Origin of the sequence: Streptomyces sp. Tue6028, assembly GCF_002300165.1 — a bacterium.
GTDB classification, from domain to species: domain Bacteria; phylum Actinomycetota; class Actinomycetes; order Streptomycetales; family Streptomycetaceae; genus Streptomyces; species Streptomyces siamensis.
In genome coordinates this window covers 130596-143164 of sequence record NZ_MLCE01000027.1, presented here as the reverse complement: position 1 = coordinate 143164, position 12569 = coordinate 130596, and the positions used below count along the sequence as shown (strand labels likewise).

General features: G+C 69.5%; 12 protein-coding genes. 7 read left to right on the top strand and 5 right to left on the bottom strand.

Going from position 1 to position 12569, the window contains the following annotated elements; translation table 11 throughout:
* Nucleotide 1 precedes the first annotated feature (1 nt).
* From BKI49_RS26910 to BKI49_RS26895, 4 genes are all read left to right on the top strand, one after another.
* Nucleotides 2–415, top strand: a complete 414-nt coding sequence (locus BKI49_RS26910; protein ID WP_005479603.1) for a roadblock/LC7 domain-containing protein — start codon at nt 2–4, stop codon at nt 413–415.
* 94 nt (nt 416–509) lie between these two features.
* On the top strand, nt 510–1109 hold the full coding sequence (locus tag BKI49_RS26905; RefSeq protein WP_095936860.1) for a DUF742 domain-containing protein: 600 nt from the start codon (nt 510–512) through the stop codon (nt 1107–1109).
* The gene (locus BKI49_RS26900) at nt 1090–1671 is read left to right on the top strand and encodes a GTP-binding protein (RefSeq protein ID WP_071369867.1); all 582 of its coding nucleotides are present in this window, start codon (nt 1090–1092) and stop codon (nt 1669–1671) included. Before BKI49_RS26905 ends, BKI49_RS26900 begins: the two co-directional genes overlap by 20 nt.
* Nucleotides 1672–1767: 96 nt before the next feature.
* Nucleotides 1768–4782, top strand: coding sequence for an NACHT domain-containing protein (locus tag BKI49_RS26895; RefSeq protein ID WP_095936859.1), 3015 nt, complete (start codon nt 1768–1770; stop codon nt 4780–4782).
* Nucleotides 4783–4841: 59 nt separating this feature from the next.
* Here the strand turns inward: BKI49_RS26895 and BKI49_RS26890 are convergent, their stop codons facing one another.
* The 4 genes from BKI49_RS26890 to BKI49_RS26875 all read right to left on the bottom strand — a co-directional run bounded on the left by BKI49_RS26890 (nt 4842) and on the right by BKI49_RS26875 (nt 9670).
* Nucleotides 4842–5033 (bottom strand): acyl-CoA carboxylase subunit epsilon, encoded by a 192-nt coding sequence (locus tag BKI49_RS26890; protein WP_028802392.1) that lies wholly within the window; start codon nt 5031–5033, stop codon nt 4842–4844.
* Nucleotides 5034–5089: 56 nt separating this feature from the next.
* Nucleotides 5090–6697, bottom strand: a complete 1608-nt coding sequence (locus BKI49_RS26885; RefSeq protein WP_095936858.1) for an acyl-CoA carboxylase subunit beta — start codon at nt 6695–6697, stop codon at nt 5090–5092.
* A 154-nt stretch (nt 6698–6851) separates the two neighbouring features.
* On the bottom strand, nt 6852–9170 hold the full coding sequence (locus BKI49_RS26880) for a polysaccharide lyase 8 family protein (RefSeq protein ID WP_095936857.1): 2319 nt from the start codon (nt 9168–9170) through the stop codon (nt 6852–6854).
* A gap of 2 nt (nt 9171–9172) precedes the next feature.
* A complete protein-coding gene (locus tag BKI49_RS26875; RefSeq protein WP_028802389.1) occupies nt 9173–9670 on the bottom strand; it encodes a hypothetical protein in 498 nt (165 codons plus the stop codon).
* Nucleotides 9671–10220: 550 nt separating this feature from the next.
* Here BKI49_RS26875 and BKI49_RS26870 point away from each other — a divergent pair.
* The 3 genes from BKI49_RS26870 to BKI49_RS26860 all read left to right on the top strand — a co-directional run bounded on the left by BKI49_RS26870 (nt 10221) and on the right by BKI49_RS26860 (nt 12043).
* On the top strand, nt 10221–10838 hold the full coding sequence (locus tag BKI49_RS26870) for a YceI family protein (RefSeq protein ID WP_095936856.1): 618 nt from the start codon (nt 10221–10223) through the stop codon (nt 10836–10838).
* Nucleotides 10839–11100: 262 nt separating this feature from the next.
* Nucleotides 11101–11409, top strand: a complete 309-nt coding sequence (locus tag BKI49_RS26865; RefSeq protein ID WP_095936855.1) for a hypothetical protein — start codon at nt 11101–11103, stop codon at nt 11407–11409.
* A 142-nt stretch (nt 11410–11551) separates the two neighbouring features.
* A complete protein-coding gene (locus BKI49_RS26860; RefSeq protein ID WP_095936854.1) occupies nt 11552–12043 on the top strand; it encodes a GNAT family N-acetyltransferase in 492 nt (163 codons plus the stop codon).
* Nucleotides 12044–12054: 11 nt separating this feature from the next.
* On the opposite strand, the gene BKI49_RS26855 is transcribed toward BKI49_RS26860, so the two are convergent.
* Nucleotides 12055–12438 (bottom strand): winged helix-turn-helix transcriptional regulator, encoded by a 384-nt coding sequence (locus BKI49_RS26855; RefSeq protein WP_095936853.1) that lies wholly within the window; start codon nt 12436–12438, stop codon nt 12055–12057.
* Nucleotides 12439–12569 lie beyond the last annotated feature (131 nt).

Here is a 12569-nt window from a genome sequence, read left to right as displayed (position 1 = left end):
GATGAGCCAGGCGGCACAGAACCTGAACTGGTTGATCACCAACTTCGTGGACAACACCCCCGGGGTGTCCCACACGGTGGTGGTCTCCGCCGACGGACTCCTTCTGGCGATGTCCGAAGGCTTTCCCCGTGACCGCGCCGACCAGCTGGCGGCCGTCGCGTCCGGCCTGACCTCGTTGACCGCGGGTGCCTCCCGCATCTTCGAGGGCGGCAGCGTGAACCAGACAGTTGTGGAGATGGAGCGGGGATTCCTCTTCATCATGTCCGTTTCTGATGGTTCCTCGCTCGCCGTCCTTGCACACCCGGAGGCGGACATCGGTCTCATTGGGTACGAGATGGCACTTCTGGTGGACCGTGCGGGCACGGTCCTGACCCCAGATCTTCGAGCAGAGCTCCAGGGGAGCCTTCTCAACTAGCAGACAGACGGTGCGTTTTGGCGTCCCGGGGCCGTAAGGTTTCGGGACGCGGTCCCACAGCGTTGGGTGCCCGGCACAGTCGGAGGAGGAGAAAGTGGCAACACCCCCAGGCGGTTCGTCTTCGGGTAACTGGTCGTACGGCCCCGGTCAGGGGCAGGGCGGCCAGGGTGACGGTTCGCAGAACCCGAACCGGTACAACTTCCCCTCCGCGCCCAGCCACCGGCGCCAGCCGTACGCGCCCCAGGGCCCTCAGGGTCCTGGTCCGTCGCCGTACGACCAGCCGCCGGCGCCGCGCATCCAGCCCGTGCAGCCGCAGCGGCGCTCGCCCGAGCCGTCACCGGCCGGCTCGTCGAACAATCCGCTGGTGCGCCCGTACGCCATGACGGGCGGCCGCACCAGGCCCCGCTACCAGCTCGCCATCGAGGCGCTGGTGCACACCACCGCGCAGCCGCACCAGATGCAGGGCCAGTTGCCCGAGCATCAGCGGATCTGCAATCTCTGCCGAGAGATCAAGTCGGTGGCCGAGGTCTCGGCCCTCCTGACGATCCCCCTCGGCGTGGCCAGGATCCTCGTCGCCGACTTGGCGGAGGCGGGACTGGTCGCCATCCATCAGCCCGGCGGCGACGAAAACGCCGGTGGCCAGCCAGACGTGACTTTGCTCGAAAGGGTGCTCAGTGGACTTCGCAAGCTCTAGCGGAGGGCCTTCCCGCTCCACCACGTCCGCGAAGATCGTGGTGGCGGGCGGCTTCGGCGTGGGCAAGACCACGTTCGTCGGCGCCGTCTCGGAGATCAACCCGCTGCGCACCGAGGCCGTCATGACGTCCGCTTCCGCGGGCATCGACGACCTCACGCACACCGGAGACAAGACGACGACCACCGTCGCCATGGACTTCGGCCGCATCACTCTGGACCAGGACCTGATCCTCTACCTGTTCGGCACCCCCGGCCAGGACCGCTTCTGGTTCATGTGGGACGACCTGGTCCGCGGCGCCATCGGCGCGATCGTCCTGGTCGACACCCGCCGTCTCGCCGACTGCTTCCCCGCGGTCGACTACTTCGAGAACAGCGGTCTGCCGTTCGTCATCGCCCTCAACGGCTTCGACGGCAACCAGCCGTACCAGCCGGACGAGGTCCGTGAGGCGCTGCAGATCGGCCCGGACACCCCGATCATCACGACGGACGCCCGCCACCGCGCGGACGCCAAGTCGGCGCTGATCACGCTCGTGGAGCACGCGCTGATGGCGCGGCTGCGCTAGCCACTCCTCCGCCGAAGGGGCCCTCTCCCATGGGAAGGGCCCCTTTGTCGTACCCCCCTGCCACAATGCCTTCGTTCGCGAAGGGGAGGGGAATCGATGCTCGCGGAGACGGCAGCGTTACGGCTGGGGACAACGGTGGCGAACGCGGCTGCACAGCTGTGGCTCGGCGGCAAACGGCGGGAGCAGGAACGCCGGATGCCGGTCGAGGAGCTCGCCCGGGTGAGGGTGCCCGGAGTGAAGTTCCAGCGGAGCGTGAAGCGCCAGTTCGAACAGATGGCCGACGCGGTGTTCGATCGCGTGGAACCGTTCCTGGAGCACGAGTTCCGGGGGCTCGACGAGTCCGGTCGCACGGCAGTGATCAACGCCGTATGTGACACCTTCGAGCGGGCGGACCTGTCGGACGAGGCCTTGTTGGCCGTGAACGTCAGGCCGGCCGAGCTGATCCGCCGCATCACGGGGACGGTCGGCTCACCCACCGGTCTGAGCGAGCCGGAGACCCGCCTGTACGAGCGGCTCTTCGCAGAGTGCTGCGAGTACTACGTCCGTATCGTGCGCAGCCTTCCCGTCTTCGAGGAGCGGGTGTTGGCCGAACTACTGGCCAGGACCGCCACCCTGGGCAGCGAGGTGGCCCGTGTCCTGGAACGGCTCCCGGACCGCTCGCTGTTCGCCCCGGAGGGCGTCGACCAGGACACCGCCTTCCGCCGCAGATACCTGGAACTCGTCAGCGAGGACCTGGACGAGGTGGAACTCTTCCGACGTACCTCCGACCGTGCGGCAGCGCAGGTGCGGCTTTCCGTCGCGTACGTCAGCCTGCGGGCCACCGGCGACGACGGCACCCGGCCGCACGGCGCACGCACGCTGCCACGGCTGCGGGTCGACATGCGGGACTGGGAGAACGAGGAGGAGGCTTCAGGGATGCGGGTGGAGGCCGCGCTCGGCGGCGCCTCGCGAGTCCTGCTGCGAGGTGAGGCGGGCTCCGGCAAGACCACTCTGCTGCGGTGGCTGGCCGTGTCGGCGGCCCGGGGTGCCTTTACCGGGGCACTCGCGGGCTGGAACGGGCTCACACCGATCTTCGTCAAGCTGCGCGAGTACAGCGACCGCGACCTGCCCACACCGGAAGCCATGCTCGACGGGGTTGCGGCACCGCTCACCGGCATCATGCCCAAAGGCTGGGTGGAGCGGCAGCTCGACCAGGGAAGCGCCCTGCTCCTGATCGACGGTGTGGACGAACTCCTCGACCGCGAGCGGCGCGGAGTACGGGACTGGCTGCGCAAAGTGCTACGGACTTACGGCGACGTACGCGTGGTGGTCACCTCCCGCCCGGCCGCGGCGGGCGCAGACTGGCTGCGTCAGGAGGACTTCGCCGCTCTGCATCTGGACCGGATGACACCGCCGGACCTGGCGGCCTTCGTTCGGCAGTGGCATCAGGCGGTTCGGGAACTGGGCGACGAACTGCCCTGTTCGGTGGAGGAACTCCCGCTCTACGAGCAATCCTTGCTCACCAGCCTCAAGGACCGTCCCCATCTTCAGTCGCTGGCGGGCACTCCCCTGCTCGCCGCAATGTTGTGCGCCATGCATCTCAACCGGGGCAGTCAGCTGCCACGGGACCGGATGGAGCTGTATCGGAACGCCCTGCACACCCTCGTTCACGACCGGGACGCGGACCGGAACGTGCCGAGCGCGGTGGACAGCAAGCTGAGTCTCGCCGACAAGCTCGTGATCCTGCGGAATCTGGCGTGGCGCCTGTCGGACAACAACCGCAGCGAGATCGCTCTGGAGCGCGCCGCGGTCCATGTCGAGGGCAAGCTCGCCTCGATGCCCCACCTGGACGGGCTGGACGGCAGGCAGGTCCTGGAACAGCTCCGGGACCGCTCCGGGATGCTCCGGGCCCCTGCACAGGGGCGATTGGACTTCGTGCACCGCACTTTCCAGGAGTACCTGGCGGCCGAAGAGGCAGCGGAAGAGGACCACATCGGCAACCTCGTCGAGCGGGCTCACCTCGACGTCTGGCGACAGACGATCATCATGACGGCCGGGCACGCCAACAGTCGTCAGCGCGAGGAGCTCCTGGGTGGCATCCTCGACAGGGCCGGGCAGGAGCCTCGTCACGCCCGCACACTGCGGCTGCTGGCCGCTTCCTGCCAGGAAACGCTGACGTCCGTGTCGCAGGACCTCACCGACCGACTGGAGGAAGCGGTGACGCGGCTGCTTCCGGCCCGCCGCTCGACCGACCCGGCGGCACTGGCAGCGGTGGGCCCGAGCCTTCTGCGGCAGATGCCGCGCTCGTTGGACGAACTGACCGAGAAGGCCGCCAAGCAGACCGTGCGAACCGTGGCGCTGATCGGAGGAGAAGACGCGCTGCGCCTGCTGGCCGGGTACACGGCGGACAAGCGAACCGACGTCGTCGACGAGCTCATCAATGCCTGGGGGTACTTCGACGGCGACGCCTTCGTCGACAAGGTGTTGAGTCGTCTGCCGCTGAAGGGCCGCTCCGTACGCGTCACACACTCCGGTCAGTGGCGTGGTCTGCACCGTCTCCGGTCCCTCACCGAGCTGCGGATCGCGTACCCACTGCCGGACTTCGCCGCTGTCGGCGAGCTCCCACCCCTCAGGGAGCTCATCCTCCTGGAACTCCGCGGCGAGGCCGACCTCACGATACTTCGAACGCAGCCGGAACTCGTCACCCTCGGCCTGTACGGCGGTATGCCTCTCAGGCATCTCGAAGCCCTGGGTGAACTGGACCTTCTGCGGAACCTGTTCCTCAGCGTCGCGGAGACACCGAGCCTGGACGGCCTCAGCCTGGGACCCAAGGTGTCCTTCGTGTCGGTGTGGGACGCCAGCGCGACCACCGACCTGACTGCCCTGTACGAGCTCCCGGGCATCGCCTCCCTGTCTCTGGCGATGAGCCACCCCGACGTCCCCGCCGGCCTGAACGCCTTGTCCTCCGTACCCGAGCGACACCTGTTCCTGCACGGTGTCGACGTGACCGCCTGGCTGAGGAGCCCCGATTTCGTTCCCCCTAAGGTGAAGCAGCTCTCCCTCTTGGGGTGCGTCCTGCCCGAAGACCCCGGCGCCCTGGACTTCCCCGGCGTGACGGTCACTCTCACCTGACACGGACAGTGGCCCCGCTCCTCTCGAGGAGGAACGGGGCCACACGCAAGCCCGAAGGCTCAGTGCCAGCTGTGCGGAGCGCGGAAGCCGGGCTCGCGCTCCAGGCGGCGCCAGCCTGCCTTGGCGCGGCCGCGGTGGGTCGGGGCGGTGTCCGGCTGGGCGGCGGCGCGGGCCAGGAGGATGGCCGTGATGGCGGCGACTTCCTCGGGCTCGGCGTGGCCCTTCTCGACGCGAATGTCCGGGGTGCTCATAGGTTCAGTCTCCGTGAGAGAGGTTTCCGCGGGGGTACCGCGGAGGATCCGCTGGGTTACTGCGGGGGGTTGCCGTGCTTGCGCGACGGCAGGTCCGCGTGCTTGGTCTGCAGCATCGCGAGCGACTTGATCAGCACCTCGCGGGTCTCCGCCGGGTCGATGACATCGTCGACCAGGCCCCGCTCCGCCGCGTAGTACGGGTGCATCAGCTCGGCCTTGTACTCCTTGACCATGCGGACGCGCATGGCCTCGGGGTCGGCGGCGTCGGCGATCTGACGGCGGAAGATGACGTTCGCCGCACCTTCCGCACCCATCACGGCGATCTCGTTCGTCGGCCAGGCGAAGGTGAGGTCGGCCCCGATGGACTGGCTGTCCATGACGATGTAGGCACCTCCGTACGCCTTGCGCAGGATCAGCGAGATCCGCGGGACCGTCGCGTTGCAGTACGCGTACAGCAGCTTCGCGCCGTGCCGGATGATCCCGCCGTGCTCCTGGTCGACACCGGGGAGGAACCCCGGTACGTCCAGCAGCGTGACGATCGGAATATTGAAAGCGTCACACATTTGGACAAAGCGCGCAGCTTTTTCGGATGCCTCGATGTCCAGGACGCCGGCGAGGGTCTGCGGCTGGTTGGCGATGATGCCGACGACCTGGCCGTCGAGGCGGGCCAGCGCGCAGATGATGTTGCGGGCCCAGCGCTCGTGGACCTCCAGGTAGTCGCCGTCGTCGACGAGCTCCTCGATGACCTTCGCCATGTCGTACGGGCGGTTGCCGTCGGCGGGGACCAGGTCGAGCAGGACGTCCGAGCGGCGATCCGCCGGGTCCTCACAGGACACCCGCGGCGGGTTCTCCCGGTTGTTCTGCGGGAGGAGCGAGAGGAGGTAGCGCACCTCGGCGATGCACGTCTCCTCGTCGTCGTAGGCGAAGTGGCAGACACCGCTCGTCTCGGCGTGCACGTCGGCGCCGCCCAGGCCGTTCTGGGTGATCTCCTCGCCCGTCACCGCCTTGACCACGTCCGGGCCCGTGATGAACATCTGCGACGTCTCGCGGACCATGAACACGAAGTCCGTGAGGGCGGGGCTGTACGCCGCGCCGCCCGCGCACGGGCCGAGCATGACCGAGATCTGCGGGATGACGCCCGAGGCCTTGGTGTTGCGCTGGAAGATGCCGCCGTAGCCGGCGAGGGCGGAGACGCCCTCCTGGATCCGGGCGCCCGCGCCGTCGTTCAGGGAGACCAGCGGCGCGCCGGCCGCGATGGCCATGTCCATGATCTTGTGGATCTTCGTGGCGTGGGCCTCGCCCAGCGCGCCGCCGAAGATGCGGAAGTCATGGGCGTACACGAAGACCGTGCGGCCCTCCACCGTGCCCCAGCCGGTGATGACACCGTCGGTGTACGGCTTCTTGGCCTCCAGACCGAAGCCGGTCGCCCGGTGCCGGCGCAGCTGCTCGACCTCCTGGAACGAGCCCGCGTCCAGCAGCAGCTCGATGCGCTCCCGGGCGGTCAGCTTGCCCTTGGCGTGCTGCGCCTCGGTCGCCTTCTCGCTGGGACCCCGCAGCGCCTCCGCACGGATCGCGTGCAGTTCGGCCACGCGCCCGCGCGCGTCCGTGGGTTCGCCTGTGGCGCTCGTGGAGTCTGTCGGGCCGGCCTCGTCCAAAACGGTCATGTAGTGACCTTACGAAGCCCGGCAAGGAAAGCGAGCCGTCGACTCCGTACAGTCTCCGGCCCGTTTTACTGGTAGCCCTGAACAGAACCGCGACCCCATGCAGGCGATCTGACTGCTCAGAGGGCCTCCGGCTTGTAGAGGTCACACAAAGCCGTCAGCTGAGAGCCACCTCACATTCATGTGTGGCGCATGCCATCGACGGAGTGACACGGACCCTCAGTCGGCGGCCTGTGGCGAGCACCTCGACCGACGGATCGGCCCTGAGGACCCTGCGCACCGGGCGGTCCCAGACGACCTCCAGCGGCTCGCCCGTACGGGGCGGTTCGCTGACGGAGAGCGTAGCGGTGTGGCCATGGCGGCGTACCAGGACGCAGGCGCCTGCCGTGGCGCTCAGCGGGCCCGCGCTGCCCGCCTGCCAGAAGTTCGCCGCCGTGAGCCCCAGGGAGGGCACGTGGACGGCCTGCCGGCGGGCGTCGTTGGCGAGGACGCGCAGCCAGTCGCGATCGGCGGCCCGGGCCGCGACGGCGGCGCGCGAGGCCCCCGGCATCAGGACGTAGGCGTAACCGGCTCCCACCGGGTCCGTGCCGTGGTCCAGCCAGAGCGTCTGCCAGCGCCGGGTGCGCCGCTCGGTGGTGCTGGTGGTGTTGATGTCCGACCAGGCGCCGGTGCGGTCCTCGCGCAGGGTGCGCAGGACCGACGTGCCGGCCGGGCCGGGGAAGACCCATCCGCCGTGGCCTTCGAGGTGGGCCCAGCCGCGCCGGACGGTGAGCGTCTCGGTGCCGCCCTCCCCCAGGCTGCGGTTGTCCACCACCGTCTCCACGGGCACCCCGTCGGCGGCCGTGATGCCGGCGCCGAGGCAGATGAGGCAGTCGACGGCGCAGAACCACGACTTGCGGGCTTCGAGGGTGGAGCCGAGTCCCTTCAGATGCTGTCCGACGGCCGCGCAGGTTCCGTCCGTCGCGCCGCCCACCCAGCGCACCGCGGGTCGGGGCGCACCCCACTCGCCGCCCTCGCGGTCGGCGAGCCGCTTGGTGGACACGGTCGTTCCGGGCAGCCGGTACCAGTCGACCGTGGGCCAGAACCAGTCCGTGTACTGGTCCGCGTGCCCTTCGGCCCACCACAGCGTCATGCCGGCGCCGGTGTGCCAGCCTCGCGGGTTCTCGCCGTTCCCGCACTCGTAGTGCGCGATCCGTTCGGAGGCCATCGAGACCGCTGCGGTGAAGCCGGGGCCGCGGTGCACGGCACGGTCCATCGCGGGGAACAGGCGGGGGCCGACGGGTTCGGGGGCGGGCGGGGCGGCGGAGCCGGCGACGGCGTGCAGCCGCGCGAGGTCGGCGACCTCGAACTGGGGTGCCGTGAGGATCGGGCTCACCGTGTCCCGGGCGATCCACCCCTTGATCAGGCCGTGCCAGCGCTGCCGCTCGGCGGGGCTCGCGCCCTGGGCGAGCAGCGCGATCGCGGCGATCAGCGCCTGCCCGTGGAAGTGGTCGCTGCGCAGGACGTGCTGGTCGTCGCTCTTCAGATAACCCCGGCTGATGGCCCGCCCGTTGACGGTGTCCATCACCAGTCCGTCGTGGATGAGGGGCGCGAAGGCGTACTCGACGGAGTCCAGGACGATCTGCCGGTCGGGGTCCGTCACCTCCCACGTCGATCCGGCGAGCAGCGCGAAGAGCCGGCCGAGTCCGTCGAGCAGGACCTGGCCGTACGTTCCCGAGTACGCGACCTGGACGTGCTGCACGAAGGAGCCGTCCTCGTACAGCCCGTCCCCGGACGTCACGTACGGGAAGACGGGTGAGAGCGCGTCCCGGGCCAGTGCGATCTTGTCGGGGGCCCGGCCGAGGACGCCGCGCAGCGCCACGGACCGGCACAGGTCGACGCGGTTGGCGCCGGTGGAGGTGCCGGAGTAGTCGCGGAGCATCTCGTCCGGGACGAAGTGGTCCACGGCCGCGCAGGCGGCCGCCCGGTGTGCGTCGGTGAGGTCCTCGTCGAGCGCGGCGACGATGTCCATGAGCAGCCGGGGGCTGCCGATCTGCCACTCCCACCAATTGCCGTACCGGGTGGTGGACGGGTTGTAGACCGCCGCAAAGAGGTGGTCGAGGCCGCGGATCACGTCCGCGAGGAGGTTCTCGTCGCCGGCCGACCCGGTGCCCTCCTGGAGGTACGCCTGCGTCATCGTCCACAGCCTGGAGTAGCTCGCGGTGATGCCGGCGGGCGGGTCGAAGGGGTGGTCCGGCCAGAGGGACACGGCCGTCGGGGCCATGGACTCCGCGAAACCGCGGGCGAGTTCGCCGGTGCGGCGCAGCCGGGAGGCGTAGGGCTCGGCCGTGGGGTCGTAGCCGGTGCCGAGCGCGATGCCCAGCCAGCGCCGGCGGAGCAGCGCGTACTCGTCGTCCGCCGAGGCGGCGCCCGCCGGTGGTGCGGCGGCCGCCAGGAGGGCGGCCGCCAGCAGGAACGTACGGCGGCTGGCCGTCATGCCTAGCAGCCGCCGCAGTTGTAGTAGAGGACGTCCCAGTGGTTGCCCTCGTCGGCGTAGATGTTGCCGGAGCCGGACTTGTACTGCGGGGCGCCGTCGCCGCGCAGTCCGATGTAGGTGAAGTTGTTCTTGATGTACGCGGTGACGCAAGTGTTCTTGCCGTAGTCGAGCTTGTAGCCGTTCCAGTGCGAGTAGGTGCCGCTCGCGTGGCCGGTCTCGGTGCCGCCGGTGATGTTGAGCGCGCAGCCGCTGGCTCCCTTGAGGGTCTGGGCGCCCTGCGCGGTGGCGAGGTTGAGCTGCTCGAAGGACGTACAGGTGGGGTTGTTCCGGTCGGAGCAGCCACCCGACGAGGACCAGGTGATGCCGGACGAGCGGAACATCGACGTCGCCGTGGCGTGACTGATCTTGGTGACGGCGAAGGCGTCGGTGGAGGTGCCGATGACGGCCACGCCCGGGGCGACGACGAGGGCGAGGGCGGTCAGGACGGAGCGGAGCTTCATGGGGAACCTTCCTGCGGACGACCGTGCTTCCTGTGGGGCGGTTGTGCAGGCGGTGCAGGTACAGGTGCAGGGAGATGGTGCCCGAGGTCTACGCGCGTTCGCCAGAGGGCGTCGGGACCTGTGTGCCCGGGAGGGCCGAAGTGCACCGGATCGCCCCGTCTCCGGCTGCCGGAGCACGCCGCCCCGGGCCCTCGCCTCCGGCGCCGGAGCCCCCGCCGCGGACCGGCCGTGAGCACCCTCCCCGGGCCTCCCGAAGTCCCATCGCCGAACCTCCCGGAGCACCCTCCCCGGGCCTCCCGGAGTCCCCTCGCCGAGCCTCCCGGAGTCCCCCTGCCGGGCCCGCCGGAGCGCCTTCGCCCGGCGGCCGGATCACCCTCCCCCGGAAGGCGGAAGGGCATGACACGTCGTAACGTCGTAGACACGCCACGGATGATGTTGAAACTTGAACGGAATAGGTCTACGGTGCTTCTTGTTCCCCTCGTTGAAGATTCAACAGATTGCACCGCGGCTTCCGACCGAATCCGCGACCCGTCCCCCTAAGGAGCACGTCATGGGCATCTTCGGCCGCAAGAACACCGACGACACCGCCACGGCCGCCCCGGCGTCCGCCGCCGTCAGCGCCGACCTCGCCGCGCTGACCGGCGACTACACGATCGACCCGTCGCACTCGTCGATCGGCTTCGTCGCGCGCCACGCGATGGTCACGAACGTGAAGGGTTCGTTCCTCGACTTCACGGGCTCCCTCCACCTGGACGGCAGCGACCCGTCCAAGTCCACGGCGAACCTCGACATCAAGATGGACAGCATCGAGACCGGTTCCGCCGACCGTGACGGCCACCTGAAGAGCTCCGACTTCTTCAAGACGGACGAGTTCCCGACGATGACCTTCCGGTCCACCAAGGCGGAGGCCCTCGGCGGCGACGACTACCGAATCACCGGCGACCTGCAGATCCTCGGCACGACCAAGGAGATCTCCATCGACCTGGAGTTCAACGGTTCCGCGAAGGACCCGTTCGGCAACGAGCGCGTGGGCTTCGAGGGCAAGTCCGAGCTCCTGCGCTCCGAGTGGGGTCTCACCTGGAACGCGGCGCTGGAGACCGGTGGCGTCCTCGTCTCCGACAAGATCAAGCTGAACTTCGACATCTCGGCCATCCGGAACGCCGGCTGAGCGCCTTCCGTCCGCCGCACCGGGCCGCACCGCCCGGCCCGCCGCACCCGCCGCGGCACGTCCGGAGCGCCCGCTCCTTCTCGCCCGAGAAGGACGGGCGCTCCGGCATGTCCGGGGGGTTTCCCTGTGAGCCGACTGGGAATCGATGAGGGTCCGCCATGAAGTCAACAGAATTGTTGACATTTTTTTCGCGGCCGGATCACGTTCGCAACGCCGTCGACAGGACGGCAGTTCGGACATGCCGCGAAGAGGAGTGACCTCGATGAAGCACAGGGCAGTGAAGCGCAGGGCCGTCGTCATGGGCATCGGCGCGACGGCCGGAGCCGCGGCCGTCGGCGGCCTCGCCTTGACGGCGTCGCCGTGGACGCGAGCGACGCGCCCGTCCTCCTCGCCAACTCGGTGGGCGGCTACATGCCGTCGTCCGTGGCCGACCGCCGCGCTGGACGGCCTGGGCGACGACGTCGACCACGTCTACTACTGGGACGAGGGACACGGTTCGAACACCGACCCGGGCGACTTCATCGCGTGGATCGCCCGGGTGACGGGGCACGGGCAGCGCGCCGGGAAGTAGCGCGCCCAGGGCCGCGGTCCTCCCCTGCACGAACGCCGGCGGCACCGAGCGCCGCCGCGCAGGGTCCGGCGTCGCGGCGGGGCTCGGCGTCGCGGCCGATAACCCGGTGCGTGGTGCTCCGCCCTGTCGTTAGCCTCCGGGCATGACCTGGTTGCCCGTCGATTTCGTCCACCCGCTGCGCGTCGACGTGCCCGGAGGGCATCACCTGCGCCCGATCACCGGCGCGGACGCCGCCATCGACTACCCGGCCGTCATGGGGTCGCGCGAACGGCTCTGGTCCATCTTCGGCCAGGCCTGGGGATGGCCCGCCGAGACCATGACGTACGAGGCGAACCTCCAGGACCTCCAGCGGCACGAGGCGGAGATCACCGCCCACCAGTCCTTCAACTACGTGCTGTTCGACGACGCGGGCACGTCCGAGTACGGATGTGTCTACATCGATCCGCCGGAGAAGGCAGGCGCCGACGCCGAGATCTCCTGGTGGGTCGTGGACGCCCGCGTCGGCAGCGCGCTGGAGCGCGATCTGGACGCGCTCGTGCCGCGCTGGATCGCCGAGGACTGGCCCTTCGAGCGGCCCCGGTTCATCGGACGTGACCTCTCCTGGAGCGAGTGGCTCCGACTGCCCGACGCCTGAGCGTCGGTGGCTCAGCCGGCGTCGTAGGCGACCCGGGCCTCCTCGACCTTGTCCAGGTTGACCGCGGCCCACTCCGCGAGCGTCGCGAACAGGGGGGCCAGACTGCGGCCCAGCTCGCTGATCTCGTACTCCACCCGCGGCGGGACCTCGGGGTGGTAGGTGCGCACGACCAGCCCGTCGCGCTCCAGCTGGCGCAGCCGCTGGGTCAGCACCTTGGGCGTGATCCGGGTGATGCGGCGCTCCAGTTCCACGAAGCGCTGCCGCCCGTACTCGTGCAGCGCCCACAGGATGGGCGTGGTCCAGCGGCTGAAGACGATGTCGACGACGGGGGCGATCGGGCAGGCCGCCTCGGGGTCGACGTCGACGGCGGCCGACCGGGATGTGGCGTCGGTCACGATGAGCCCCTCTCTCCATTACTTTCCTCTAGGTACCTACTATGCCAAGGACGGTAGCTTTCTTTTTGTCCGAGGGAAACGGCAGGAACCGGTCGAAAGCGACCGGAAGGCCCGCCGGCACGGCAAAGGAG

Coding starts and splice junctions, on each gene's coding strand:
- BKI49_RS26910 (WP_005479603.1), top strand. CDS start 2: ATGAGCCAGGCGGCACAGAACCTGAACTGGTTGATCACCAACTTCGTG.
- BKI49_RS26895 (WP_095936859.1), top strand. CDS start 1,768: ATGCTCGCGGAGACGGCAGCGTTACGGCTGGGGACAACGGTGGCGAAC.
- BKI49_RS26890 (WP_028802392.1), bottom strand. CDS start 5,033: ATGAGCACCCCGGACATTCGCGTCGAGAAGGGCCACGCCGAGCCCGAG.
- BKI49_RS26885 (WP_095936858.1), bottom strand. CDS start 6,697: ATGACCGTTTTGGACGAGGCCGGCCCGACAGACTCCACGAGCGCCACA.
- BKI49_RS26880 (WP_095936857.1), bottom strand. CDS start 9,170: ATGACGGCCAGCCGCCGTACGTTCCTGCTGGCGGCCGCCCTCCTGGCG.
- BKI49_RS26875 (WP_028802389.1), bottom strand. CDS start 9,670: ATGAAGCTCCGCTCCGTCCTGACCGCCCTCGCCCTCGTCGTCGCCCCG.
- BKI49_RS26870 (WP_095936856.1), top strand. CDS start 10,221: ATGGGCATCTTCGGCCGCAAGAACACCGACGACACCGCCACGGCCGCC.
- BKI49_RS26865 (WP_095936855.1), top strand. CDS start 11,101: ATGAAGCACAGGGCAGTGAAGCGCAGGGCCGTCGTCATGGGCATCGGC.
- BKI49_RS26860 (WP_095936854.1), top strand. CDS start 11,552: ATGACCTGGTTGCCCGTCGATTTCGTCCACCCGCTGCGCGTCGACGTG.